Consider the following 25,234-nt stretch of genomic DNA (forward strand, 5'->3'; position numbering starts at 1 on the left):
TTGATTTTATATTACGATTATTTCATACAGTGTAAAGAATAAAAAGAGCAGAATTATAATAGACCCGATCCAATAATTGGCTTTTATTCCCGGCCATTTTCTCAGAATATAATCTTCTATAAATGGCCAGAATGTTGCTGCTATCAAAACGGCTATTGACAGATAGATACCAAGACGCAACGGGAGTATTTTCAAGATTGAATAAACCGCAAAGAAATACCACTCCGGTTTTATATGCGGGGGAGTAACAGCTGGATTTGCTTCCTCACCTAAACCGGGAGGAAGTATTACTGTCAACGCACTGATAGTGATCAATAAAAACAGTGAAATTACCAGGGTGTGATAAAAATGTTCGGGATAGAAAGGATAACTCTCTTCTGTAGTTTCATAACCCTCCAACTTAGATACTCCATGTAGTCTAACCATTATGATATGAATTACTATCAGAATTAATAATACCGCCGGCAGAAATACGATGTGCAGATTATAAAACCGGGTAAGAGTATTTCCGGATACATCAGTTCCGCCTCGAAGCAATTCAAGTATCGAACTACCAATCAGAGGGACCTCCTTTATCATATTTGTTCCAACCGTTGCAGCCCAGTAAGACAGTTGATTGAACAGAAGCGAATAACCTGTAAAACACAAACCGAGGGTGGTAACGAGCATAAGAATTCCGACAATCCAGTTTAATTCTCGCGGTTTTCTATATCCTCTTGTGAAAAAAACTCTTACAACGTGTAGCATCATTGCAATAACCATGAAGTTAGAGGCCCATCGGTGCAAACCTCTTATCCAGAATCCAAATTCAACGTCCTGAGTAATGTGTCGAACGCTTTCGTAAGCACCCTCGGGAGAAGGGACATAATAAAATGTTAAAAACACACCTGTTACTAACTGGAACAGAAACAACACCAGAGGAGTTGCTCCTAAAGCATAGAACCAATTTTTCATGTGCTTTGGTATCGGTTCTTTAAGAAGGACTTCTTTTATAATATGAGAGGATTTTTCACGATTAAACGGAATTCTCTCTTTCAGCCAAGAATCGATCCTCTTTTTCATGCAATACTCTCTTCATTTTTTCCCAGCCACATATAAACAAGATTATCTTTCACTTCCACTTTGAACTCGTCTAACGGGCGCGGAGGTGGTCCGCTTATTACATTTCCCATTATGTCGAACTCGGCTTGATGACAAGGGCAATAAAAATGATTCCTGTACGCTTCCCATTTAACTTTACATCCCAAGTGAGTACAAACAGCAGAAAACACTTTCATTCCGGCTTCTGTATTAACGATATAGTAAGTACTTGCGCCAACTTGAAACTCTTTAGCTTTACCAATTTCAAGTTCGTTTTTTCGTGCAATTAAAATTTTTTGTGCTTCTTTATCTTCTTTTGGTGGCAACAGGAATGCAATTCCGTTTCGAATTAATAAAAGAGCGCCGGCAATCAATCCTCCGCTAAATAAAACTTTTGCTAAAAAATCTCTTCTGCTTAACGATTTGATTTTTTCTTCAAGATTCATCATCTCCTCAATATTCCTTTTATGAAGAAATCATTTATTCCGAATTGTTTTTCAATTATGATGCCATCTCAAACGGTTAATGATTTGAGGAAAATAGAATTCCTTTTGAAGAAAAAAGATGAATTGAGAACTGATATGCCGATCGGGTCTGATATATTTCCGTCAGAAAACGGAAATCCGTCACACCGACTTTAAGAAATTGAAATTAATGATTGCGGAGTGTTGATAGGAGAGCGTAATTAATATAGAGATGCTTTCCATATTAAGATAGAAAGCATCTCTGGTTTTTAAGATCAATAACTAATAAGCGTTCCCTGTCTTTCTTTTGCTTTCTTATCCCATTCTACTGTGGTTGTTTTCAGAAACTCGGCCTTGTCTTTTTTCATTTCTGCCGCATTTAGACCAATGTACTTTTGAGCTTTCTCTTTTGTAGAGATGTCGGGTAATTGAACCGGGTAATTGACGCCGTGCTTAACAAGTACCAAAGCAATCTCGCGCCTGGCTGCTTCAGCTTTTTGAATGGAGGTACCGAGAACACGCATTGCTTCAACAGGTGAATGGAAACCTAATGCATTAGCAGCAGCAACCCAATCCCATCTCCACTGTGAGTGTCTGATCAGTTGAAGTGCCGGTTTCATTTCTGCTTCCGTAGCACCGTTATCCCATGCAATCTTTGCTTCTATGTGAGCGGCAGCCAGCGACTTTTCAGCAAGGTGTCTCAACTCTTCTATTTTATCCTGGCGGGCATATACATCTTCGAGCAATGCCTGAGTCTTTTCTCTGTGACAAACAAAACAGGAATTCTCAATATTATTTAATGGACTTTGAATGTGATGATCTGTGAATTTCACTCCGCCTTCCGTTTTATACGGCATATGGCAATCGGCGCATGATACACCGCGCTTTGCGTGTATACCCGTCATATATAGTTCATAGTCCGGATGCTGTGCTTTAAGCATAGGTGTTTTACTCAATGCATGCGTCCAATCGGTGAAATCAGATTCGTCATAATACTTTTCCATATCGTCTGCACTGAAGCCTTTATCCCACGGGAAAGTCAAATACTTTTCCTCCTTGCCTTTAAAGTAATATTCAACATGACACTGAGCACATACAAGTGAACGCATTTCGTTATGAGTAAAACTTTTAATGTCCTTTCCCTGTCGCTCGAATGCTTCAATTAACGCAGGGCGGGTAATTCTCAAATCCATTGTTTTGGGATCGTGACAATCCTGGCAACCAATCGGATTGATAATTTCAGCACCAAGATCTTTCCATTTGGATTTATAAAATTCCGCAACACCCATATTGTTCATCACGCGGGGCACATCAGTACTTTTGCAGGTCCAGCATGTTCCCGGCTGAGGACTCACTTTATTATCGCCAGTCCGGAGGGTGTTTCTTATATCTTTGACTGCATAAGCATGCCCGCGCCCCTGATTGTAATCTTTAGAAAACGCATAGCCTGCCCACATTACTACAAGCTCCGGATATCTTTCCAGATAATCGACAATTGTTGATCCGCCGTGCTTGCTTGCAAATGTTGTATCGAGAGTCTGACGGTAAGTTTCATACTGTCTCGGGAAGTTTTCTCCCCATACTTCGTTACGGGGCTCCCAGTCGGGCAGCGGTTTAATTACCTGCAGCGCAAATGATTCGCTTCTTCTTTCAACTATAGATGACGCCAGCAGTCCAATTAAGAATACAATCACAACAGTCGCAATAAACAGAGTCCAACCAACCCATGGTTTGTTTTTAATAATGTCTTGAATTGGTTTCATAACATTTACCTTTATTCTTATTAATAAATATTACTTTACTTTTTCGGATTCTATAAACCTGCTTAGCCATTCCGGCACCACCGGTTCAAGTGACGGAACTCTTGCCAAAGGGGCTGAAGATAAACTATTTACCCTTCCGTGCGGCGTATCTCTATGACATTCCCAGCAATACCTTTCAGTCTGATCAGCTACATTTTTATTACTTATTGCGCGCAAGGCAACCGGATGAATTGCGTTTGAATGGCAGCGGATACAGTTTTCCTGAACGGCTTCTTTGCCGGCCTGCTTAATCTGAATTACCTGCGGTTCCCACCGCATGGTAAAATAGGTAGCATGACGCAAACCATCATTAGCTTTAAACCAATACGTACGGATAAAATTATCCTGAGGTACATGACAATCGTTGCATGTAGCAACCCTGGCATGGCTTCCCCTTTGCCAGCTTGCATAATGTACATTCATTACATGGCAGTTAACACACGCCCTTGGATCGTTGGATAGATATGCGGATGCATTTGAGATATAAAAAATATAGAGTCCCAGACCTGTTAAAATCCCCAACAGCAGTATTACGTAGAACTGCCATTGTGACGGCGGAATAATACCTTTAACTAGCCTAATAATAAAATTATTTTTTTCCGGTTTTTTCTGATCCATTTGAAGCTCCTTTTTCTGAGGCGCGGTTCAGCTCCCGAATGTCCTGTGTGCTCGTCGGATGACCCAATTTGTCGATGTTTTTGTGAAGAATCAAATATTCTTCTTTCGAAATGTTATTCTTCCAGTTGCCGGATAGAATTCCGATTCCTATTATCAATATATAGAGACCGATAATTCCTAAACCAATATATCTTTTAGAGAGCTTCTTCTCAACTATTTTTGTCTTAACGTTCAACGTATCTGCAACTGGACAGGCATCAACGCAGCTTAAACACATTGTACATTCATCGGATCGAACAGTAATAACTTTATCCACTTTGATAAATGAAGGGCATGCTTTCGCGCATAAGTTGCAGTCAATACAGCTGGAGGTCTCTCTCTTAATCTTTGTCGGACTGAAAAAGGAAATTAAACCGAGTAGCGCTCCATACGGACACAAGTAACGGCACCAGAATCCTCGGATAAAGATCGAGAGAACAAATAATGACGCAATAACAATCAAAGAAAACCTGCTTATATCCGCAAAGAAATACCACATCTTTACATCCGCCGCTTTATTGTATGAACTGCTTAAGAAGAACTGAAGTGAAGCTGCCGTCATCGAAAAGAAAATTGCATATATAAAGAAACCGAGCAGAAGATATTTCAGGCTTCTCAAAGGATAGTCTAAAAGTTTGGGGAGTTTAATTCTTCTCTTAAATAGCTTCTTGTAAATCTTTTCACTGAAATCACCGACAAGTTCCGAGAGGAAACCGACCGGACATAACCAGCTGCAAAATGATTTTCCGAAAACGAAGGATACTACTATGATTGCCAGCAATATGAAAACACCGGCCGGGTGCGCGGGGTGAATATCTCCGGTTATAAAAAAATTATATACACTCATCAATGCGCTGATAGGTAGAAATCCTTCTACCCCCGGAGGTCTATATGCACTTCCTGAAACACCGCTTGATTCCAGATACGAAACGAAAGAATAGAATTCGATACCAATCCAGATACAAACCAATGCAAATATACTTTGAACAATAAACCTGTACTTTTGAACGGGCTTTTCCTGATTCTTTATTATTTTACTTTTTTCAGTCATGCCGGGGCTTTCTAATATCAGATGATAATTTCTGGTTATAAAATTATAGGTTTCTATCCTATTTGTCAATGATTTTCAAAGCGTTGAAATCTTCGAAAAACACAAATAATCGGATAATCACGACCTGCTTTACTTTTCTCTTGACAATTAACTCGTGTCTTAGTAGGTTTATAGCAGAACTATTTGTCTGATATTATTCTATAACTATTTAATGAGCCTGAATACTATTATGTATATAATGTTTAACTACCGGACAGATTCCTCTTTTTATATAAACAAAGAAAGATAAAATTTTTTCGTCAAAAAAAGGACATTTTGTATCATAAGAGAACCCGCTATGAACAATGAGTTAAATCAAATTACGAACAGCCTGGAAACTGCAAAAATTATCGAGATCCTGAATTCAAACCTCAACACCGCTAATGTATTTAATAAGTATGGTATTGAATACTACTCTGTTTCTGAAATGAGGCTTGAAGATGCGGCAAGAGAGTCGGGAATTCCATTAGCTAATATTATACGAGAACTTAAAACGATTCTGAATGATGGTAAAGACAACCAGAATCCGTTTAACATGGAACCCGTTGAGCTGTCAAAATGGATAGTTGAAGTTCATCACTCATATACAAAAGAGAGTATGAAAGAAATTATCAATTATGTTCATGAGCATTTACTGGAAGAATTCAGCGAGGCATTCAAAAACCTTCACACACAATTAACAGCACTTGAAACCGAACTCCTTTCGCATATGGAGCGGGAGGAAAGAATTCTTTTCCCTCTGATAAAATACCTTGTAGAAACCGAAAAATTCAACGAGCGACCCAAGACCAGGAATTACGGCACGATAAGAAACCCCGTACAACAGATGTTAAACGAACATGATAACTCCGTAACATTATTAAAAAAAATTGCCTCGTCAATTGATAACCTGCCGGAGAGAAAAAACTTGCAATATTTAAAAGAACATTTAAAAAATAAAATAACTGCGTTCCGTTACGATCTTTATAAGCATATACACCTGGAAAACAACCTTCTTTTTCCAAGAACAATTCAACTTGAAAACAAACTCTTAAATAAATTATAAGGAGATAAAATGAAAAAGCTGTTTGCTTCATTAATAATAATGTCGGTAGTCTTTATTGCATGCGGGGAAGAAAAAAAGGAAGCTTCTTCCGCCGGTTCCGGAAAAGAAAAACTCGCCGAAAAATTCGGTTTAACCGTCTTTGAATATGAAAACGGCATTGGCCCGATCAAGGAAAAAATCGATCTTGGACAGATTGATATGATAAAAGTCAAAAGCGGTGAGAAAATCTTTACCGAAAAATGTACTCAGTGCCATAAGCTTGACGAAAGATATACCGGTCCTGCGTTGCGGGAGGTTACTTCAAGAAGAACACCAGAATTTATTTTAAATCAAATATTAAATCCCGAGGAAATGACAAAAAGACATCCGGAAGTAAAAAAATTGTTAGCTACATATCCAACGCAAATGACATTTCAAAATGTTAGTGTTGATGACGCCAAAGCTATTTTAGAATACTTCCGTTCAGTTAATCAATAACCAAGGAGGTGAAGAATGAAATACAATAAATTAATATTTTCTTTCTTAGCACTTGTAGTCGTTTCAGGCATAATTTACAATTGTTCCGGTTCAGGTAGTTCCGGTGACTTCAGCGATGCGGCAAATAAAGTTTATGTTGCGCCCGGTTCATACGATGAATTCTACGCTTTCATGTCCGGCGGATTCAGCGGGCAGGTTGGGGTATACGGTTTACCTTCGGGAAGATTATTCAAGGAGATTGCCGTTTTCTCGCAGGATCCCGAAACCGGTTACGGATACTCCGAAGAGAGCAAGGCAATGCTAATGACATCCTACGGATTTGTTCCATGGGATGACGCTCACCATCCTTCACTATCGATGACTAATGGAGAACAGGACGGAAGATGGCTATTTATTAACGGAAATAATACACCACGCATTGCGCGTATTGATCTTCATTCTTTCGAGACAGTGGAAATAATCGAAACTCCTAATTCCGGAGGAAACCACGCTTCTCCGTTTGTAACCGAAAACACTGAATACGTTGTGGCTTCCACCAGATTCAGCATTCCGATTCCGAACAAAGATGTTCCGATCAGTTCCTATAAAGAAAATTTTAACGGAACCGTTTCATTTATATGTGTCGATAAAAATTCCGGTAAAATGAATCTCGCATTTCAAATTCTTGTACCGGGATTCAATTACGATCTTGCAATACCCGGAAAAGGTCCCTCACACGGATGGGCATTTTTTACCTCCTACAATAGCGAACGTGCTAATTCCATGCTAGAAATAAATGCTTCGCAAAATGATAAAGATTTTATTGCGGCAGTTAACTGGAAAAAAGCAGAAGAGTACGTAAAACAGGGTAAAGCTGTAACAATGGATGGAGAATATTACAGAAATTATTACGATGAGGAAAAGCAGACCGCTTTTTCGGAGATCAACAAAAAAGTACTCGTTCTCAATCCTAAAGATTGTCCGGGTATGATCTACTACCTTCCAACTCCTAAATCTCCTCACGGAGTAGATGTTGATCCTACCGGAGAATATATAGCCGCCGGAGGAAAGCTGGCTACAGTGATTCCTGTTCATTCATTTTCAAAAATGCAAAAAGCAATTGAAGAAAAACAATTTGATGGTGAGATAGAAGGTATTCCAATTCTAAAGTACGGTTCGGTTATCGCAGGTGAAGTTCAGGATCCGGGTCTCGGACCGCTTCACACACAATTTGACGGCGAGGGATACGGTTACACATCCGCATTCATTTCCTCCGAAATCGTTAAATGGAAAATCGGAACCTGGGAAGTTGTGGACAGAATTCCTACGTACTATTCAATCGGTCACTTAATGATTCCGGGCGGCGACACAAAAAAGCCCTGGGGTAAATATGTTATTGCCCTAAACAAAATTACAAAAGACAGATATCTTCCAACCGGGCCAGAGTTAACCCAATCAGCTCAACTGATAGATATAACCGGTGATAAAATGAAACTACTACTCGATTTTCCGACAACCGGCGAGCCTCATTATGCTCAGGCAATTTCTGCAGATCTGTTGATGAAAAATTCAAAAAGAATTTATGAGCTGGAGAAAAATCAGAATCCCAACGCCGTTAAAAGTGAGAAAGGCGCGAGAGTAGTTAGAAATGGTAATGAAGTGAGAATTTATATGACTGCCTCCCGCTCACATTTCAAGCCGGATAATATTGAAGGTGTAAAAGTCGGCGACAAAGTCTATTTCCACGTAACGAATCTTGAACAGGATTGGGATATTCCGCACGGATTTGTTGTGAAAGGACTTAACAGTTCGGAATTGCTGATAATGCCGGGACAAACCAAGACAATTGTCTGGGAACCAAAGAAGGTCGGTATATATCCGTTCTATTGCACCGATTTCTGTTCTGCACTTCATCAGGAAATGTCGGGCTACATCAGAGTTTCGCCTGCAGGAAGTAACGTCCAGATTTCATATAACAAGTAATTGAAATGAGTCCGCCTTTAAGGCGGACTCTTTCCCGAGGTAACGTAATGAGTAACAGATCAAAATATTTAATGATTGCTTCAGCTTTGATTTTATTAGGTGCTTTTCTATTTCCTATTTGGAATATAAATCTTGAAGCTCCCCAATATCCCGAAGGAATCGGGTTGAGAATATGGGTAAATCAGGTAACAGGTGAAAAAGAATTCGATCTAAAAAACATTAACGGGCTTAATCACTATATCGGAATGAAGCCCATTGTACCCGATGCAATTCCAGAATTAAAGTATATGCCCTATATACTGATTTTTCTTTCGTTAACAGGAATATTAATCGCATTTCTTAAAAAGAGAAAAATGCTTCTTGTCTGGATCGTTTTTGTACTTGTTGTTATGTCCATCGGCCTGTATGATTTTTACATGTGGGGATACGATTACGGACACAATCTTGATTCTACAGCACCTATTAAAGTACCCGGCATGAGTTATCAGCCGCCGGTAATCGGAACAAAAAAATTGCTCAATATAACCGCAACTTCTTTACCGGGTCTTGGAAGCATCCTGATTTTTATTTCAGTTGGGTTGGCAACCACATCATATTTTATAGACAAAAAAGGAAAGGAGAAATGAAAAGGAATTATTTAGCAGCATGGACGATTTTAGTTTTATTGTCAGCTTTTACAGTATTATCCTGTCAGTCAAAACCCGAACCGATTTCTTACGGCGAGGACAATTGTGATAATTGCAAAATGGCTATTTCCGATCCCAAGTACGGTACTGAGCTTATAACGGACAAAGGGAAAATATTCAAATTTGATTCTATCGAATGCCTTGCCGATTATTCTATGAAAATCGATAGCAAAACTATAGGATCCATGTGGGTAACAGATTTTTCAAATCCTGAGAGCCTGATCAATACCAATAATGCTCTCTTTCTTAAAAGCGAAAAACTAAGAAGTCCAATGGGGCTTAATCTAAGCGGATTCAGCAACTCAAACGAACTTGACAAGGTATTAAAAGAATTTGACGGGGTAATAATATCCTGGGACGGTATTCTAAAATATGTATCAGAGAAATGGAATTAAGCGAGCAGACTTAATAAGCAGTTACAGTACAGTAAGTAATCTAAGAAAATATTCTTACGGCGGTCTTTTATTTTTTATAATATTCCTCCTATTCTCTTCTATACTTTCTGCAAAAACATTCGTTATCGGCGAGAAGCATAAAATAAAATCGATCCGCGCCGCACTCGAAGCCTCTTCCAACGGGGATACATTAATAGTTGCCGGCGGATTTTATAACGAAGGAACACTTCTTATTACAAAGTCGATCCTGCTCATCGGAATGAATGAGCCTGTAATTTCAGGGAATGGTAAACATGAAATTGTAAAAGTAAAAGCAGATCATGTAGTAATCCGCGGGTTTATCTTTAAAGATGCCGGAATCAATTTTATATATGAAAATGCAGCTGTAAAGCTTGATAGTGTTCAAAACTGTACAGTAGAAAAGAATAAATTCATTAATAATTTCTTCGGAATCTATCTCTCCAAATCATCCTCATGCAGGATTCTAGACAACGAACTGACGGCTTTTCAAAAACGGGAGACCTACTCAGGAAACGGAATTCATCTGTGGCAATGCCGGGAAATGTATATTAAGGGAAATAAAATAAACGGTCACAGAGACGGCATCTATTTCGAATTTGTTAAGAAAAGCAGAATCGAAGAAAACCGGAGTAGAAACAACATCAGGTACGGTCTTCACTTTATGTTTTCAGACAGCTGCGATTATTCCGATAATTATTTTGCCGGCAACGGTGCCGGAGTAGCAGTAATGTTTACCAAAAACGTACGAATGTTTAATAATCTGTTCGAAAACAATTGGGGCGGGGCCGCATACGGACTTCTGCTTAAAGACATTTCCGACAGCAGAATTTTCAACAACAGGTTCATTAAAAATTCCTGTGCCGTTTATTATGAAGGATGCAGCCGAGTCCTTACGGAAAAGAATCAATTTATAGAGAACGGCTGGGGAATACGGCTGATGGCAAACTCGATGGACAATGAATTTTTATCAAACAATTTTATCGGCAACACATTTGACGTAACAACCAACAGTACCCGAAATTATAATTTCTTCGAGGGTAATTACTGGTCCGAATACAAAGGATATGATCTGAATAAAGACGGAATTGGAGACATACCATTCCGGCCTGTAAAATATTTTTCACTAATCAGCGAGAAAGTCCGCCCCTCTCTCATTTTGATCAGAAGTTTATTTACCGAATTGATAAATCTCGCTGAAAATATTTTTCCGACTCTTACACCTGCCGGACTAACAGACGACAAACCAAAAATGAAAAGGATTTTATGATCACCATTTCAGGATTAAATAAAAGTTTCGGGTCGCTTGAAGTTCTGCGGAATCTAAACCTCGAGATTAAAAATGGAACAATTACATATCTTGTGGGGCCGAATGCATCCGGAAAAACAACTCTTATTAAATCGATACTGGGATTAGTAAAGCCGGACAACGGTTCAATATATATTGATGCGGAAAAATTAAACGGCAATCATTCCTACAGATCCAAAATCGGCTATATGCCCCAGATTGCAAGCTTCCCCGATAACCTGACAGTTACTGAAATTATTAAGATGATAAAGAATCTTCGTGATGATTATAAATCCTACGACGAAGAGTTGATAGACATGCTGAGACTCAGCAAAGAATTCAACAAGCGTTTAAAAAACCTTTCAGGGGGCACCAAGCAGAAAGTAAACGCGGTTATTGCATTCCTTTTTAACCCGGAAATATTAATTCTCGATGAACCTACTGCCGGCCTCGATCCTGTCTCCAGCAGTATTCTAAAAGACAAAATCATTAAAGAAAATAAACAGGGCAAGACAATAATATTCACTTCACATATTTTGAGCGAACTTGAAGAACTTGCAGAAGATGTTATTTTCCTTCTTGAAGGTGAAACCCGCTTTCAAGGTACAATGATCGATCTGATCAATTCCACCGGAAAACAGAATCTCGAACGCTCAATCGCATCGATCATGACGGGAAATTAATATGAGAACACTAATTAAAATAATCCGGTACCAGATACACGATATGTCCAGAAGTCTCTGGCTGATAATTTACACGGCCTTTTTCTTAATTACCGGTTACGGGCTTACGACTTTTTCATCAGACGCGCCGAAGGTTCTTGTAAGCATGATGAATATTACACTTATAATAATTCCGCTTGTATCAATCATATTCGGCACTATCTATCATTACAACAACAAAGATTACATCATACTGATGCTTTCCCAGCCGATAAAGAGAAATATTCTCTTCATCGGATTATACCTTGGGCTTGTGATACCGCTAGTATCGAGTTTTTTTATCGGTACGCTTATACCGCTTCTTTTTTCAAAGATAAGTTTGAAAGATCACTATGAAGTTTTGATCTATCTATTCGTATCAGGATTTTTTCAGACGGCCATTTTTGTATCGATCGCATTCCTGATTGCATCATATAATGAAAACAGAATGCTTGGACTCGGATTATCGATATTTGTCTGGCTCTGTTTTGCAGTTCTTTACGACGGTCTGCTCCTTGTATTCATTCAGTATTTTAATGATTATCCTCTTGAAAAAATTCTGATCGGTTTTTCAATATTTAATCCGGTCGATTTGGCGAGGATATTAATAATTCTTAAACTTGATGTGGCGGCTTTAATGGGTTACACGGGAGCTGTCTTTCAGAAATTCTTTAACACCGATCTCGGAATACTGATTTCCATTGTTTCATTAATTATATGGACATTTGTTCCGCTTGTAATCGGAAAGTCAAAATTTTCTAAAAAGGATTTATAAACTATTCTTCTTTACGGAGCAATAAAATGATTCGGGAAATAATCAAAATTGACGAGGAGTTATGCGACGGCTGCGGAGTATGCGTGCCCGCCTGTGCCGAAGGCGCTCTTCAGATTATTGACGGTAAGGCCAGATTGATAAGCGACCTTTTCTGCGACGGGCTTGGTGCATGCATATCCGATTGCCCGCAGGGAGCTATAACAATAGAACGAAGAGAGGCAGATCCCTACAACGAATACATTGTTATGGAAGCCATTGTAAAAGGGGGGCCTAACGTTATTAAGGCCCACTTAAAGCATCTGCGCGATCATAAGGAGTTTGGTCTCTTTGCGGAAGCTATAGATTATTTAAACGACCACAAAATAATAATACCGGTGCCGGATGACGCTGTGGCTGAAGAACCATTAAAGGAAGGATGTCCCGGTAATAAGGAAGCAGTGCTTGTACCAAGTCAATTTGAAGAGGAAGGAACCCGTACCTCGCAATTGTCCAACTGGCCGGTTCAGATGTATTTGATTTCTCCAACTGCTGCTCACTTCAGGAATTCGGATCTGCTTCTTGCCGCAGACTGTGCCGCGTTCTCCTACGGAGATTTTCACAAAGATTATATTAAAGGTAAATCCCTTGCAATTGCTTGTCCTAAACTTGATTCAAACAAGCAGGTCTACCTCGATAAGCTGATTACGCTAATCAACCAGACGAACATAAACTCAATTACTGTAGTGGTTATGGAAGTACCGTGCTGCAGCGGACTGGTTCAGCTTGTAACACAGGCGCTCGATCATTCTGAAAGAAATCTGCCGGTAAGAGTAATTGTAATCGGTATAAACGGCAATCAGTTAAAAAGTATAGACCTTTAATTACAGAAAGGATAACAATGAGAGTTAATAAACAATCAAAGACAAAGAATCGATCAGCTTAACAACTGACCTTGAAATCCGTAATGTTATTTCATTCTTAGATATAAAATGTTTTTAAGATTTTACAATTGTATTTTGCGGACGGTGATTAATTAGAGGGATAAATGCTCAACAGTAAAAATTTTTATGATGAGATTTCGAGTTTCTACGGCAGAATGATCGATCTCGAAAAAAACCTGGCACTCAGAACAGATGCCTATAAAAATATTTTTCCTCAACCCGGAAGAACAGCAGATATCGGATGCGGGATAGGTCTTGATTCAATTGCTCTCGCGCGAAACGGACATTCTGTTTCTTCTTTCGATCCGTCACTCTTAATGATCAAAGAAGCAGAAAACAACGCATCAAAATTTAACGTCTCAATCGACTCTCATGTTCATTCATTCAACTCTCTCCCGAAGAAATATCACGGCTATTTCGATAACATTGTCTCCGTCGGTAATACAATAGCTCATCTATCACCCGCCGATCTTAAAAAAGCTTTCAACAAGATTAAACAAACTCTTGTACCGGGCGGGAAACTCTTTCTTCATATACTGAATTATGAATTAATTCTGCGCGAGAAGAAAAGAATAAACAATATTGCGGTTCGTGACGGCCAGACAATAATCCGTTTTTATGACCTTGGGAATAAAAAAATCAGGTTCAACATACTCGCTTTTCCTACAGCATCTCCGAAGGAGTTCCGGCTTGTTACCACAATTCATTATCCTCATTCAAAAAAGAGAATCGGGAATTATCTGAAGGGAGCTGGATTTTACAAAATTAAATTCAGCGGGAATTTTGCCGGCGATCCTTTCGATCTGAGAAAATCCAAAGATCTGTTTATCGAAGCAATCAGAAAATAATTAGAGCGGTAACTCTTTGCCGCAATACCGGCATACTTTGGCTTTGGCTTTTATTTTCTCCGCGCAATAGGGGCATTCTTTTGTTTCCTCACCTATCTCGCCGTCAACGGCATCTGCAAGCTTATAGGCCTGTTTGTTGATCTGCGATTCTTTGTATTGTTCCATTGCGCTTGAGAGAGCTTCCTTCAATTTGTTCGGATAGGAAATATTCGTATAACTTGTCTCTCCCATTTCTGCGGCTGTTTGAATCTGCACATCACCATAACCGAAAATTCTGCCCAGGACATTCTGACTGTATGCCACATTATTGATTTTATCAATCGGGCTTTCTTTCGAATTAATTGAGAATACACCGCTTTCATCAATAACCCGGATATTAGTAACCGCCCAGAGATCATTTTTCCATGAATAATATCTGAATAAAAAATAAAGGACCGACAGAACGGGGATAAATAAATACCAGCTTTTTTTATCATCAAGTTGAAAATAAATATAAAACGAGAGTACTATAAGTGCGGCCGTAATTAAAACCGGAATGATCAGAAAGAACCAGTGTTTTCTTGTTTCGAATAATAAGTGTTCATCCTTTCTTAATGTGGTTTTCATATCCGCCTCTCGGAACTATAATGAAATTATTTTTTGAATTGTTTTTTCTTTCAGCTGTTCAAGAGTTTCTTCGCTCAGCATTCTATATGCTTCATCCCTGAGTTTACCCCATTTATTATGTATGGGGCAAGGATTCTCGGAAGAGCAGCCGGGGAATCCGAGAACACAGGAATGAAATACTTCTAATCCATCGATTGCCTCAACAATATCGATCAGCTTTATTCCGGAAGGACTCTTGGCAAGATAGAATCCCCCGCTTTTCCCCTTTTTCGATCCCACAATTCCGCTCTTTGTTAGAATCTGAAGGACTTTGGAAACGTATTCCTTCGGGACTTTCAATTCTTTGGATACTTCATCTGCGTTAAAAATGATTTTTTCCTTTTTGATGGAAAGGAATAGAACTGCCTGAAGTCCAAGTTCGCAGGTTTTGGAGAAAAACACTGTCATTTATATTACCTGTTGTTCTAATCTTCAAATGGTTAATGTAAAAATAGAAAAAAGGAAGCAACTGAACAGAAAATAAATTTTCCTGAAGGGAAAAAGATGAGGGGGTAAAAAAAAGGCGGTCTATCAAGTTGATTAACCGCCTCTAAAAAATCATTTGAGTGAAAATCTGTATGCTGCCCGTATTCCAATATAATTGGAATCACTGATAATATTTAATAGAGCAGACAAGTCCCAATTCGAAACTTCGTAGCCGACTCCAAGACCAATAGCAAATTCGGTTTCGCTGGCAGATGATTTAGATGAACCGAATAAACCGCCTGTGGTTTCAACAGTTGCAGAGAAGAAATGGAGACCGAGCTGACCATGACCGTAAATTCCTTTTGCGAAGAAATATTTAACGCCGGCCATTAATGGTATAGCGCTGAAATCGGATTTAATTGAGCCGAATCCGAAATCCATATCTTTTCCTCCCCACATTAAATAACCGATTGTGGCTGTGCCAAATAGTTTCTCCTGGAATTGATATTCTCCCTGAACCGAAGCACCAAACCCCATATTAACAGCATCGCCAAAATCTCCCATTGGAATTGCAAGATTTCCGCCGGCACTTAAAGAAAACTTACCTTGACCGGTAATATTTCCAACAACGAATAACAGGATTAAAATAGGTAAAGCAATTTTTTTCATAATACCTCCTAAAAGAATAATTGTGTTATTTGGAAATGTAACATAAAAAGATACTTAGTGCTTTTCAATAAAAGAATGAGCCCGGTCACAAAGGGCCGGGCGCATTTAAATCAATTTAGAGTAACAACCGGCGGATTATAATCTCCAAGGGAGATCTCCTCTACCTTTACTTTTATAACACCTCTCTGCACCATTCCGAGAGCTATAGCAGTTCCCTTTGAAAGGTCCAGATCTCTTCCTTCAATATATGGTCCTCTATCATTTATTCTTACAACAGCAGACTTACCATTTTTTTGATTTGTAATTCGAAGGAAAGTGCCAAACGGCAATTCTTTATGTGCAGCCGTTAATGCCATCTGGTTATACGTCTCCCCGTTAGCTGTTAACCTCCCGTGAAATCCGGGACCGTACCAGGATGCAACCATGGTTCCGATCTCTTCGAAGTTAACGTTTGATACATTTGGCTTTGCATCTTTGCTTACGGAAATCTTCTCCGCACCAACATTCTCTGATGCCGATGAATCAGTCCAGCTGATAAACCCGACTGTAACGAGCACCAGACTTATGATGAAGATTAATTTTAACGTACGCAAATATTACCTCTTTGTTAGTTGAACATACCTATTAGACTGAGAAAAAGGAAAACTTAGGTTAAAAAGAAAAACGCTAAATCTTCAGATTTGTAGCGTACCCTTTATGGGTCCGATAGCTTTTTTGGCTAAGAGCAATACTTTGCTCTCGATTTTGGGTGACTAAGGGATAATGAACCGGATTATTTGAATTGATGAAATAAACAACCTGATCCTGCCCGAAATCATGTGAGTTGATATATGGACTGTCGTAAAAGCAAAAGAACTCTTCCGAACAGTCATAGTGAGTGGATTCAAAATTTGAGATCCCATCCGCTTTGGAACCGGCACTCCCAATTCCAAGCGAATACAGAAGTAGACCCATCATTAAACTATATGTTAGTATAAATCCTTTCATTTTCGCATGGCAAATTTACGGAAATAATAGTTATTTTAGAAACTGATAAATGATATGTGATTAGAATCATCTGGTAAAAATCTTTGATTTTTACATATTTTCGAGGTTTTTTGATCGGTGGACAAAATTTTTATTGCTTACTCCACCGTTTGACAGTTCTATAAATCAGAAAACTGGTTTCTCAAATAAATTCTGAATCATCATGAAAAAAGGCATCCTGCTATCAGTTTTTTCGTTTTTTTTAGCATTCAACCATTTGTCAGCCCAATCTCAGGATTCAATTAAATCATACCGGTTAGAAGAACTAACCGTACAGGGAGTTCTCGTCCTTGAGCCTGAATCCTTTATTAAGATCGGCCCAAAAGAAATAAAAAAATCTGATGCCGGGACGGTTATTCAACTCGGACGAAAAATACCCTCTATTAAGGTCCAGACAAACTCGAGGGGAGAAAGTCTCTTCTTTTTCAGAGGTTCGGGTGAACGACAGATTACACTGTTTCTCGACGGCATACCCCTCAATATTCCTTGGGATAACCGTATTGATCTGAGTCTGATTCCGGCCGGGGTAATTGGCGGAATAACTATGCTGAAAGGAATTCCTCCATCATTATTCGGGGCTAATTCGATTTCGGGTGTTATTGAGATGAGTTCTGTCAATCCCGGATTGACAGACAAGAATGGTACAATCTCTGCACAGCTGGGGGAGACAGGAGATAGAAGTTTTGCCGGCACTTACATGAACAGAAACGAAAAACTCTCTTATCTCATATCGGCCAATTATATAGATAATAATAATTATAGATTACCTTCATCATTCAGCGATCCATCGAATCCGGGGAGGGACCGTTTAAATAGTTTCCGGGAGAGTAAAAATCTTTTCGGCAAACTGAATTATAAATTCAGCGAGAAATTTAACGGCGGATTCTTTTTCTCATATATCGATTCGGAGAAAGGAGTCCCTCCGGAAATCGGTGTTGAAAACCCCAGGTACTGGCGTTACCCTGAATGGAAAAATCTCATTGTCGGGACAATGGGAAATATTCAGCTCGATCAGGTCAGTTCTTATCTCTTCTATTCTCTATCATATAACAAGTTTGATATGGAGATTGATCAGTTCACAGACTTTACTTTTAATACGTATGATGATATTGAAAAGAATGACGACAACACATTCCGAGGAAGAATAATCTATACAAATATTCTAAGCGAGAACTCTCTTCTTAAAATCGGTTTGAACGGTCAATTTTTCCAGCATAAGGAAGAATTTATGTCTGGTAATTTCGTCTCCCAAATTTATTCCGAAAACATTTTAAGCGGCGGATTTGAATACGAATACATAAAAGACAATTATGTTCTCTCGCTTGGCGGCGGAATTGATAGAATTGAAACTCCTAAGACAGGAGACAAACCGGCAAAGGAAAGTGTAACGGATTTTTCCGTCAACGCTGCTTTCGTTTACTCAATCACATCTAATATGTCGGTTCGAATTAATGGCGGAAGAAAGACACGCTTCCCAACCCTCAGAGAAACTTTCTCCGGGGCGCTCGGAAGATTTGTTACCAATCCCGAATTAAAAGCCGAAGTAGCAACTTCCGGCGAATTGAGTTTCAGTTATCTAAAATCTGGATTTTCCACCGATGCCTCTCTTTTTCTTTCCTATTTAAAGGACGGGATAGTAAGAATTACTCTTCCGCAAAAGCAGTTTATGAGAGTAAATAAAGATGAAATAAGAACATACGGAATCGAACTGATTTCAAAATACACCGGACCAGATGTTCAGGCATATTTCAATTTCACCTATTTATCAGCATCGGCTAAAAACGCTTCGGGCGAATTTGCCGATACTCTTGAATACCGGCCAGAACTTATGAGCACTTTCGGAATTGATTACTCTTTAACAAACCGTCTCTCTGCTTTACTCGAATTTGAATATGTCGGCAATGAATTCGGATTGAGAGAAGGCACGGCTGGATACCAGAGGCTTCCCGATTACTTCTTAAGTAATTTCAGAATTGCCTACAACTTTGAATTAGGCGGTTCCGGCCTCGAGGTTTATTTTAGAATCAACAATCTGTTCGATCGGCTCTATTACACACAGTTCGGATTGCCTGAATCCGGGCGACAGTTTTTTCTCGGTGCAAATTTTGAATTTTAGGTAGGATAGAGCCGGTGTAAATTACGGACGAAAACAATTAATAGTTTTGTCCGGTAGATTGTTTTTTATAATTTCAGGAAGAATAAAAAAAGTTTATCGATGAAAAAAATCTCGGCATTTATTCCGATCGACAATAATTCCAAAGCCGAATACTTTAATAAGCAATTCAATGACCATCCTTTAATTGAATCAGTTTATTTTTTAGCAGTCAATCCGATCTCATCAACTCCTAATCTTATTCCGGTAAACAGCATTAATAATTTTAACACATTAAAAATAATAGCAGAGAGACTGGAAACCGATTATCTTCTTCTTATTAACCGCGCAATTGAAATAGATTTTGGAATTCATTCAATTGAAAGAATGCTCTCTGTTGCCCGCGATACCAGGGCGGGAATAATCTACTCCGACTATTATGAAATTGCCGGTACGTTAAAACCTCATCCTCTGATCGATTACCAAACGGGAAGTATCCGTGATGATTTTGATTTCGGCCCGGTAATGCTGATTGATTCAAATGAATTTAAAAACGGGGTAAATGAAATTCCGTTCGAACTGGAATTTTCCGCTTTATATTCAATTCGATTGAGTGTTTCCAGACGGAAGCGGGTTTTCAGGATACCGGAATATTTGTATTCCACTCAGGTATTCGATCCGCGCAAATCAGGGGAAAAGCAATTCGATTATGTCGATCCGCGAAACCGGAAAATGCAGATTGAGATGGAAGATGTTGCAACTGATCATTTAAAAAAGATTGGTGCATATATAGAACCTAAAAAACGGGAGATTGACTTCGGTTCTCACGAATTTCAGAACGAAGCATCAGTAATAATTCCGGTTAAGAACCGTGAGAAAACAATTGCCGATGCAGTCTCGTCTGCCCTTAAACAGAAAACGGATTTCCCGTTCAATGTTATTGTTATAGATAATCATTCGACAGATAAAACCACAGAAATTCTAACAAACTTTGCATTAAAGGACAATCGGCTTATTCACAGGATTCCCCCGCGCGGTGATTTACTTATCGGCGGATGCTGGAATAACGGCGTGAATCAACCGGAATGCGGAAGATTTTCTGTTCAGCTCGACAGTGATGATCTTTATAAAGATGAATTCACCCTTCAAAAGGTTATCGATACCTTCCGCCGCGAGAACTGCGCAATGGTTATCGGATCTTATATTTTGAGTGATTTTGAACTTAATCCGATACCGCCCGGACTAATAGACCATAAAGAATGGAGCGACGACAACGGTACAAACAACGCTTTAAGAATCAATGGCCTGGGAGCTCCCCGTGCATTCTATACTCCACTGCTCAGGGAATTGAAAATTCCGAATGTGAGTTACGGTGAGGACTATTATCTTGGAATAACGATATCGCGGAGTTATAAAATCGGAAGAATTTACGAGCCGATTTACATCTGCAGACGATGGGAAGGGAATACCGATGCCGAACTCGATATCAACAGGCTTAATAGAAACAATTTTTATAAAGACCGGTTGCGAACAATTGAAATCGAAACCAGAAAAACGATAAACCGAAGTTGAATAATTAAATGATTCTTGGTAGTAGTAAAGAGAAAAGTGTCAGTCCTGCAGCCTGGACAGCTGCAATTGAAAAATTGATTACGGATCAGAGGGAATCGTGGCCGCTTCTTAATAATAATGTAAACAACCTCTCTCATGTCAATACAAGAAAAATCGAATTTGACGGATTTGAAATTGTGTTGCAGCATAATCCGGAACGAATTACTTCTACAACGGCCCAAGTGGACAGCAAATCGATCAGCATGCGTCCCTGTTTTTTATGCCTGAACAATCTACCCGCCGAGCAATCGGCGCTCGAGTATAACAAACATTATCTCATACTTTGTAATCCCTATCCGATTTTTCCGGGTCATTTAACAATTACACACAGAAAACATATTCCTCAAAATCTAGTTCTTAATTTCGATGACCTTATCGAAATCTCAAGAGATCTGAATCAGAATTTCACTCTCTTCTACAACGGACCAAACTGCGGTGCTTCCGCACCGGATCATTTTCACTTCCAGGCAATTCCTAAAAAAACACTTCCTTTAGAAAACGAAATAGCCAAACTAAAAGAATTAAACCGGGGGAATCTGCTGAAAGAAGATAAAACCGAGATCTGTTTTCTGGACAATTATTTGCGGTATGGAATTGTTATGGAGTCATCAAGTAAAGGCGAGATTCAAAGCATTTTTAAAAATGTTGCGAATATCTTCCGGAATATATCCCTGCCCAACGAGGAACCGATGTGGAACATTATCAGTTCTTACGGTGAAAACAAATGGACAGTTGTAATCTTCCCGAGAAGAAATCACAGACCGGATCAGTATTACAAAGAAGGATCCGCGAAAATTATGATTAGTCCAGCGGCAGTAGATTTAGGAGGAGTTTTTGTTCTTCCTCGAGAGGAGGACTGGAAGAAAATAGCGGCACATGATGTAATTGATATTTTCAAACAGGTTTCAGTTACAAAAGAATTTTTTGAATACTTAAGAAAGAAAATAACAGATTACATGACGAAGTAAGGAATGCCGATTAAGCCGGTCGTCTCAAAAGTGTGGAGTCGATGTTTTTCCTTTGAATCCTTTTTAAAAAACGATAAGTACAGAATTATTGCTCTTAAGACGACCCTCGGCGCCATTTTACTTGCGGGATTTGTTATACTCATCGAGAGCCAGTTTTTCCAGGTCTTTTTTCATTTCTTTTGATAGAATAACCGACTCGTAATATTTTCCGTCTTTCCCCTTATGGTCCGGGGAAGAAATGAACAGTCCGTTGGATCCATTTACAACACGGAATCCTTTAATGGTAATTTCATCAATTGTCTGGAAATCAAAAAAGGCAACCGTTTTGCTTCTGGAATTCCCGTCCAGAAGATTCATACGGACAATCTTCATTTGAGCCTCCTGATAATTAGTTAGACAGTTAAACCACCCCAACAATTTTAAGTCTCCGGGATTTTATTTACGATTCCAACAAAGTTGGATTCGAAATCGTTAGAATCACCCAGAAATAAGGATCGAATCATAATATTTACAATTGAAATTATTACTCTTACGGAAAATAAGCGTTGTATTACAATAATTCAATTTTTAAAATATTAGATTTATTGAGAGGTGAAGGAATTGCTGATAGGTATAAGAAGTAATTTATATTAATGTTTTTGAGGTTATACCGCCACCGGTTAAGAATCCATGAACAGTTTTTATCAGAGAAGTTTTACGGCTATAAAGCTTACATCGTCTTCCAATTCTCCGCCGGTATAACTTAACAATTCATTTTTCATCTGTTCAACGGAATCCTCTTCTGTTCTCATTCCGGTTATGAAATTGATAAGCTTTTCCTGTCCGTACAGAAGTCCTTCCTTATTCCTTGCTTCTGTAATACCGTCAGTAACCAGGAAGATCTCATCACCTGTATTAAGTTTAATTTCATGATCTTCATATTCGCCTGTACTGCTGAATCCAAGCAGCAATCCTGTTGAATGGATCAGTTTAGCCTCGCCTGATTTGTAAACAATCGGCAAATCTCCGGCACCGGAATATTTTGCAACCTTATTTTTTTTATCGAGGAGAACAATTGAAAGCGTAATAAACACTTCGGAAATTCTTTCGTCCTTAAAAACCGATTCGTTAACTTTATGCAGAATATCACTCGGGCTATATTCACTGGAAGATTCAAGGACAAACCTTGTTGCACTTCTAACGTAACCCGCGTATGCAACTGCAAAATACCAGGCGCCCCATCTTTTTCCCATGACGTCGCCAAGAACGATTGCAATATTATTTTCATCGATTTTAAAATAATCAATGAAATCCCCGCCGGGTACATTTTTAAATGGCAGATGCCAGTGTTTAATACTGAATCCTTCAAACTGGGGAGCTTCATCGGGAACCACCTTTGCGCCCATTGAATCCGCTGCTTTCTGAACCTCGTCAACAATTTTTACTCTTTCCTTTTCAAGGCTCTTAAGAATAGCGGATACCTTTGCGATTACAACTTTGGGGCTGGAAGTTTTTATTATGTAGTCTTCAATCTCAAGATCAAATCCCTGCAGAATATCCTCTTCGGCACCTTTTGCAGTAAGGAAAACAAATGGAATCGATTTTAAATCTGTATCATCAAGCAATTTTTTTCTAAACTCAAATCCATCCATTTCCGGCATCATCACATCGCTGATAATTATATCCGGTCGGTTTCTATGTGCAAACTCAAGTCCCTCTTTTCCGTTATTTGCATGATCACAAACAAAGCCTGCTTTTGTAAGGTTGTAGATAAACAATTTCGCTATATTAAATTCGTCTTCAACCAATAGAATTTTATTTGGAATTTTGCTGTCGCTTACTGGCACGCTTGACCTGTATCCTATTTGTTAAAATTGCTGAAACTCTTAATTGCGTCCTGAAGATCCCCGAACGATTCAAAAATTCTGAAAAGACGGGTCAGTTCGAACATTGCGCGGACCGCTGGTTTGAATCCGACAAGTTTAAGATCGCCTTTAAGAGCCGCCACTTTCTTCAGAGTATTCACTATCACACCAAGAAAAGTTGAATCGATAAACTCGACCGATGAGATATCAATAATCACTTTTTTATAGCCGGCATCGATTTTATCGTTAATCATACTCTTAAGCTGGTCGGCTTCTTTTAATGTTGCCCTGTCCAGATTTATAATTTCAACAACAATATCATCAATTACTTCTTCAATAATACCCATAAACGTCTCCTATTTTTTTTCTGCACTGATCTTATATTTCTCCATCAGCCTGTATAAAGTTGCCCTTCCAATTTTCAATTTTCTGGCTGCTTCAACAATATTATTATTGGTTACCTTTAAAGCGTGTTTTATGGCTTCTTCTTTCAATTTCTCAAAAGGAACTACGGGAGAACTGTCGTTAAAAATTTCAGCGGATGAAATCATGTGGCCGCTTTTTAGTTGCATCGTAATGCTATCGGGCAGAACATCCTGTTCAATTAGATCGCCATCGCTTAGAATGAGGCAGCGCTCAATTGTGTTTTCAAGTTCTCTTACGTTACCAGGCCAGTCGTAATCATAAAGTATTTTAAGTGTCGTCTTAGAAAGATTCTTAATATTTTTGCCGAGCTTCTGATTAAAATGTTTAACAAAGTGATCGATAAGTACCACAATATCCCTTCTCCGTTCGCGCAACGGGGGAATATGAATAGGGAATGAACTTAAACGGTAATAAAGATCCTCTCTGAAACCTTTTGATTCAACGGCATTCTTCAAATCCCTGTTTGTAGCCGAGATAATCCGCACATCACTTTTAATAATCTCATTACCGCCAATGCGTTCGAACTCCTTCATCTGAATCACACGCAATATTTTTGCCTGCAGCGACATTTCCATTTCGCCAATCTCATCCAGAAATATTGTACCTCCTCTGGCTAATTCAAACTTTCCGATCTTTCTCTGGTGAGCGCCGGTAAACGATCCTTTTTCATGACCGAACAGTTCGCTTTCAAGAAGTTCGCGCGGAATCGAAGCACAATTAACAACAACAAAAGGGGCGTCCTTTCTTTTGCCGTTATAATGAATGGCCCGGGCAACCAATTCCTTACCAGTACCACTCTCACCTGTTATTAAAACGGTTATATCATTATTCAGGACTTTTGAAACCATTTTGAACGCTTCCTGCATCCTGTCGTCCGCGGAGACGATATTTTCAAAACTGAATTCTTTCTGGAGATTCTCTTTCAGGTTTTCTAATTCACGTTCCAGGTCGTAATTCTTTAATGCGTTTCTAATAGCAGGTTCAAGACGGTTTTTATCGATCGGTTTAGGGAAATAATCGAAGGCACCAAGCCGGACGGATTCAAGTGCAACTTCAACGCTTCCCTGTGCAGAAAGCATAATAACAGGAAGATTGGGATGTTTCGATTTTATAGTTCGTAAGACATCATTTCCGTTTATATCCGGAAGCATAATATCCAGCAGAACCAGATCCGGATTTTCGTTTAAAGAATTAAGAGCATCACTGCCGTTTGTGAATGTTTTAACGTTATAATTCCACTGGGTCTTGCACCAGTGTGTCAACATTTTAAGAATTGCCTCCTCATCATCCACAATGAAAATAAGCTTATTCATTTGCCC

26 protein-coding genes are annotated in these 25,234 nt (G+C 39.0%); 13 read left to right on the forward strand and 13 right to left on the reverse strand.

All coding sequences use genetic code 11. The features are described 5' to 3' along the window. Positions 1-6: 6 nt before the first annotated feature. From PLZ15_04175 to PLZ15_04195, 5 genes are all read right to left on the reverse strand, one after another. A complete protein-coding gene (locus PLZ15_04175) occupies positions 7-1,062 on the reverse strand; it encodes a cytochrome bc complex cytochrome b subunit (GenBank protein ID HOI28935.1) in 1,056 nt (351 codons plus the stop codon). Beyond that, positions 1,059-1,529 carry a Rieske (2Fe-2S) protein gene (locus tag PLZ15_04180; GenBank protein ID HOI28936.1) on the reverse strand — a complete coding sequence of 157 codons (471 nt, stop codon included), beginning with the start codon at positions 1,527-1,529 and terminating at the stop codon, positions 1,059-1,061. The genes PLZ15_04175 and PLZ15_04180 overlap by 4 nt, the downstream gene beginning before the upstream one ends. Positions 1,530-1,819: 290 nt before the next feature. Next, positions 1,820-3,307 (reverse strand): ammonia-forming cytochrome c nitrite reductase, encoded by a 1,488-nt coding sequence (gene nrfA, locus PLZ15_04185; GenBank protein ID HOI28937.1) that lies wholly within the window; start codon positions 3,305-3,307, stop codon positions 1,820-1,822. Positions 3,308-3,337: 30 nt separating this feature from the next. Further along, positions 3,338-3,964, reverse strand: coding sequence for a cytochrome c nitrite reductase small subunit (gene nrfH / locus PLZ15_04190; protein HOI28938.1), 627 nt, complete (start codon positions 3,962-3,964; stop codon positions 3,338-3,340). Further along, positions 3,936-5,054: a 4Fe-4S binding protein gene (locus PLZ15_04195; GenBank protein ID HOI28939.1), complete on the reverse strand. Its 1,119-nt coding sequence runs from the start codon at positions 5,052-5,054 to the stop codon at positions 3,936-3,938. The genes nrfH and PLZ15_04195 overlap by 29 nt, the downstream gene beginning before the upstream one ends. A 337-nt stretch (positions 5,055-5,391) precedes the next feature. On the opposite strand from PLZ15_04195, the gene PLZ15_04200 reads away from it, so the two are divergent. The 10 genes from PLZ15_04200 to PLZ15_04245 all read left to right on the forward strand — a co-directional run bounded on the left by PLZ15_04200 (position 5,392) and on the right by PLZ15_04245 (position 14,208). Next, positions 5,392-6,138 carry a hemerythrin domain-containing protein gene (locus PLZ15_04200; protein ID HOI28940.1) on the forward strand — a complete coding sequence of 249 codons (747 nt, stop codon included), beginning with the start codon at positions 5,392-5,394 and terminating at the stop codon, positions 6,136-6,138. 9 nt (positions 6,139-6,147) lie between these two features. Continuing rightward, positions 6,148-6,615 carry a cytochrome c gene (locus PLZ15_04205; protein HOI28941.1) on the forward strand — a complete coding sequence of 156 codons (468 nt, stop codon included), beginning with the start codon at positions 6,148-6,150 and terminating at the stop codon, positions 6,613-6,615. A gap of 15 nt (positions 6,616-6,630) precedes the next feature. Further along, entirely contained in the window at positions 6,631-8,577 is a 1,947-nt protein-coding gene (nosZ, locus tag PLZ15_04210) for a Sec-dependent nitrous-oxide reductase (GenBank protein HOI28942.1), read from the forward strand. A 47-nt stretch (positions 8,578-8,624) separates the two neighbouring features. Beyond that, positions 8,625-9,203 carry a hypothetical protein gene (locus PLZ15_04215; protein HOI28943.1) on the forward strand — a complete coding sequence of 193 codons (579 nt, stop codon included), beginning with the start codon at positions 8,625-8,627 and terminating at the stop codon, positions 9,201-9,203. Then, positions 9,200-9,658: a nitrous oxide reductase accessory protein NosL gene (locus PLZ15_04220; protein HOI28944.1), complete on the forward strand. Its 459-nt coding sequence runs from the start codon at positions 9,200-9,202 to the stop codon at positions 9,656-9,658. Before PLZ15_04215 ends, PLZ15_04220 begins: the two co-directional genes overlap by 4 nt. Further along, entirely contained in the window at positions 9,636-10,946 is a 1,311-nt protein-coding gene (gene nosD / locus PLZ15_04225) for a nitrous oxide reductase family maturation protein NosD (protein HOI28945.1), read from the forward strand. The genes PLZ15_04220 and nosD overlap by 23 nt, the downstream gene beginning before the upstream one ends. Continuing rightward, positions 10,943-11,647 (forward strand): ABC transporter ATP-binding protein, encoded by a 705-nt coding sequence (locus tag PLZ15_04230; protein ID HOI28946.1) that lies wholly within the window; start codon positions 10,943-10,945, stop codon positions 11,645-11,647. Before nosD ends, PLZ15_04230 begins: the two co-directional genes overlap by 4 nt. 1 nt (position 11,648) lies before the next feature. Continuing rightward, complete coding sequence (locus PLZ15_04235) at positions 11,649-12,440, forward strand: ABC transporter permease subunit (GenBank protein HOI28947.1); 792 nt, start codon at positions 11,649-11,651, stop codon at positions 12,438-12,440. Between the two features lie 26 nt (positions 12,441-12,466). Then, positions 12,467-13,300 carry a 4Fe-4S binding protein gene (locus PLZ15_04240; protein HOI28948.1) on the forward strand — a complete coding sequence of 278 codons (834 nt, stop codon included), beginning with the start codon at positions 12,467-12,469 and terminating at the stop codon, positions 13,298-13,300. Positions 13,301-13,464: 164 nt separating this feature from the next. Further along, positions 13,465-14,208 carry a class I SAM-dependent methyltransferase gene (locus PLZ15_04245; GenBank protein HOI28949.1) on the forward strand — a complete coding sequence of 248 codons (744 nt, stop codon included), beginning with the start codon at positions 13,465-13,467 and terminating at the stop codon, positions 14,206-14,208. Here the strand turns inward: PLZ15_04245 and PLZ15_04250 are convergent, their stop codons facing one another. The 4 genes from PLZ15_04250 to PLZ15_04265 form a co-directional block, all read right to left on the reverse strand. After that, entirely contained in the window at positions 14,209-14,814 is a 606-nt protein-coding gene (locus PLZ15_04250) for a PH domain-containing protein (protein ID HOI28950.1), read from the reverse strand. Positions 14,815-14,829: 15 nt separating this feature from the next. Then, positions 14,830-15,261 carry an Rrf2 family transcriptional regulator gene (locus tag PLZ15_04255; GenBank protein ID HOI28951.1) on the reverse strand — a complete coding sequence of 144 codons (432 nt, stop codon included), beginning with the start codon at positions 15,259-15,261 and terminating at the stop codon, positions 14,830-14,832. A 150-nt stretch (positions 15,262-15,411) separates the two neighbouring features. Next, positions 15,412-15,948 carry an outer membrane beta-barrel protein gene (locus PLZ15_04260; GenBank protein HOI28952.1) on the reverse strand — a complete coding sequence of 179 codons (537 nt, stop codon included), beginning with the start codon at positions 15,946-15,948 and terminating at the stop codon, positions 15,412-15,414. Positions 15,949-16,058: 110 nt separating this feature from the next. Further along, entirely contained in the window at positions 16,059-16,541 is a 483-nt protein-coding gene (locus PLZ15_04265) for a septal ring lytic transglycosylase RlpA family protein (protein HOI28953.1), read from the reverse strand. 596 nt (positions 16,542-17,137) lie between these two features. Here PLZ15_04265 and PLZ15_04270 point away from each other — a divergent pair. The 3 genes from PLZ15_04270 (at position 17,138) to PLZ15_04280 (ending at position 21,645) form a co-directional block, all read left to right on the forward strand. After that, positions 17,138-19,090: a TonB-dependent receptor gene (locus PLZ15_04270; GenBank protein ID HOI28954.1), complete on the forward strand. Its 1,953-nt coding sequence runs from the start codon at positions 17,138-17,140 to the stop codon at positions 19,088-19,090. 99 nt (positions 19,091-19,189) lie between these two features. Beyond that, positions 19,190-20,638, forward strand: a complete 1,449-nt coding sequence (locus PLZ15_04275; protein ID HOI28955.1) for a glycosyltransferase family A protein — start codon at positions 19,190-19,192, stop codon at positions 20,636-20,638. An 8-nt stretch (positions 20,639-20,646) separates the two neighbouring features. Next, complete coding sequence (locus PLZ15_04280; protein HOI28956.1) at positions 20,647-21,645, forward strand: DUF4922 domain-containing protein; 999 nt, start codon at positions 20,647-20,649, stop codon at positions 21,643-21,645. Positions 21,646-21,762: 117 nt separating this feature from the next. Here PLZ15_04280 and PLZ15_04285 read toward each other — a convergent pair whose 3' ends face one another. From PLZ15_04285 to PLZ15_04300, 4 genes are all read right to left on the reverse strand, one after another. Continuing rightward, positions 21,763-22,017, reverse strand: a complete 255-nt coding sequence (locus tag PLZ15_04285; GenBank protein HOI28957.1) for a septation protein SpoVG family protein — start codon at positions 22,015-22,017, stop codon at positions 21,763-21,765. A 311-nt stretch (positions 22,018-22,328) separates the two neighbouring features. Continuing rightward, positions 22,329-23,471, reverse strand: a complete 1,143-nt coding sequence (locus tag PLZ15_04290) for a SpoIIE family protein phosphatase (protein ID HOI28958.1) — start codon at positions 23,469-23,471, stop codon at positions 22,329-22,331. 14 nt (positions 23,472-23,485) lie between these two features. Further along, the gene (locus PLZ15_04295; GenBank protein HOI28959.1) at positions 23,486-23,836 is read right to left on the reverse strand and encodes an STAS domain-containing protein; all 351 of its coding nucleotides are present in this window, start codon (positions 23,834-23,836) and stop codon (positions 23,486-23,488) included. Positions 23,837-23,845: 9 nt separating this feature from the next. Further along, positions 23,846-25,228 (reverse strand): sigma-54 dependent transcriptional regulator, encoded by a 1,383-nt coding sequence (locus PLZ15_04300; GenBank protein HOI28960.1) that lies wholly within the window; start codon positions 25,226-25,228, stop codon positions 23,846-23,848. Positions 25,229-25,234 lie beyond the last annotated feature (6 nt).

This window comes from Melioribacteraceae bacterium, assembly GCA_035362835.1.
In the GTDB taxonomy this organism is placed as follows: domain Bacteria; phylum Bacteroidota; class Ignavibacteria; order Ignavibacteriales; family Melioribacteraceae; genus DSXH01.

Excerpts from the sequence above, each read along its gene's own strand:
- PLZ15_04295 (HOI28959.1), bottom strand. The coding sequence starts at position 23,836 with ATGGGTATTATTGAAGAAGTAATTGATGATATTGTTGTTGAAATTATA.
- PLZ15_04255 (HOI28951.1), bottom strand. The coding sequence starts at position 15,261 with ATGACAGTGTTTTTCTCCAAAACCTGCGAACTTGGACTTCAGGCAGTT.
- PLZ15_04300 (HOI28960.1), bottom strand. The coding sequence starts at position 25,228 with ATGAATAAGCTTATTTTCATTGTGGATGATGAGGAGGCAATTCTTAAA.
- PLZ15_04285 (HOI28957.1), bottom strand. The coding sequence starts at position 22,017 with ATGAAGATTGTCCGTATGAATCTTCTGGACGGGAATTCCAGAAGCAAA.
- nosZ (HOI28942.1), top strand. The coding sequence starts at position 6,631 with ATGAAATACAATAAATTAATATTTTCTTTCTTAGCACTTGTAGTCGTT.
- PLZ15_04175 (HOI28935.1), bottom strand. The coding sequence starts at position 1,062 with ATGAAAAAGAGGATCGATTCTTGGCTGAAAGAGAGAATTCCGTTTAAT.
- PLZ15_04240 (HOI28948.1), top strand. The coding sequence starts at position 12,467 with ATGATTCGGGAAATAATCAAAATTGACGAGGAGTTATGCGACGGCTGC.
- nosD (HOI28945.1), top strand. The coding sequence starts at position 9,636 with ATGTATCAGAGAAATGGAATTAAGCGAGCAGACTTAATAAGCAGTTAC.
- PLZ15_04230 (HOI28946.1), top strand. The coding sequence starts at position 10,943 with ATGATCACCATTTCAGGATTAAATAAAAGTTTCGGGTCGCTTGAAGTT.
- PLZ15_04215 (HOI28943.1), top strand. The coding sequence starts at position 8,625 with ATGAGTAACAGATCAAAATATTTAATGATTGCTTCAGCTTTGATTTTA.
- PLZ15_04270 (HOI28954.1), top strand. The coding sequence starts at position 17,138 with ATGAAAAAAGGCATCCTGCTATCAGTTTTTTCGTTTTTTTTAGCATTC.
- PLZ15_04275 (HOI28955.1), top strand. The coding sequence starts at position 19,190 with ATGAAAAAAATCTCGGCATTTATTCCGATCGACAATAATTCCAAAGCC.
- PLZ15_04235 (HOI28947.1), top strand. The coding sequence starts at position 11,649 with ATGAGAACACTAATTAAAATAATCCGGTACCAGATACACGATATGTCC.
- PLZ15_04205 (HOI28941.1), top strand. The coding sequence starts at position 6,148 with ATGAAAAAGCTGTTTGCTTCATTAATAATAATGTCGGTAGTCTTTATT.
- PLZ15_04200 (HOI28940.1), top strand. The coding sequence starts at position 5,392 with ATGAACAATGAGTTAAATCAAATTACGAACAGCCTGGAAACTGCAAAA.
- PLZ15_04220 (HOI28944.1), top strand. The coding sequence starts at position 9,200 with ATGAAAAGGAATTATTTAGCAGCATGGACGATTTTAGTTTTATTGTCA.
- PLZ15_04180 (HOI28936.1), bottom strand. The coding sequence starts at position 1,529 with ATGATGAATCTTGAAGAAAAAATCAAATCGTTAAGCAGAAGAGATTTT.
- PLZ15_04245 (HOI28949.1), top strand. The coding sequence starts at position 13,465 with ATGCTCAACAGTAAAAATTTTTATGATGAGATTTCGAGTTTCTACGGC.
- PLZ15_04260 (HOI28952.1), bottom strand. The coding sequence starts at position 15,948 with ATGAAAAAAATTGCTTTACCTATTTTAATCCTGTTATTCGTTGTTGGA.
- PLZ15_04280 (HOI28956.1), top strand. The coding sequence starts at position 20,647 with ATGATTCTTGGTAGTAGTAAAGAGAAAAGTGTCAGTCCTGCAGCCTGG.
- nrfA (HOI28937.1), bottom strand. The coding sequence starts at position 3,307 with ATGAAACCAATTCAAGACATTATTAAAAACAAACCATGGGTTGGTTGG.
- nrfH (HOI28938.1), bottom strand. The coding sequence starts at position 3,964 with ATGGATCAGAAAAAACCGGAAAAAAATAATTTTATTATTAGGCTAGTT.
- PLZ15_04195 (HOI28939.1), bottom strand. The coding sequence starts at position 5,054 with ATGACTGAAAAAAGTAAAATAATAAAGAATCAGGAAAAGCCCGTTCAA.
- PLZ15_04250 (HOI28950.1), bottom strand. The coding sequence starts at position 14,814 with ATGAAAACCACATTAAGAAAGGATGAACACTTATTATTCGAAACAAGA.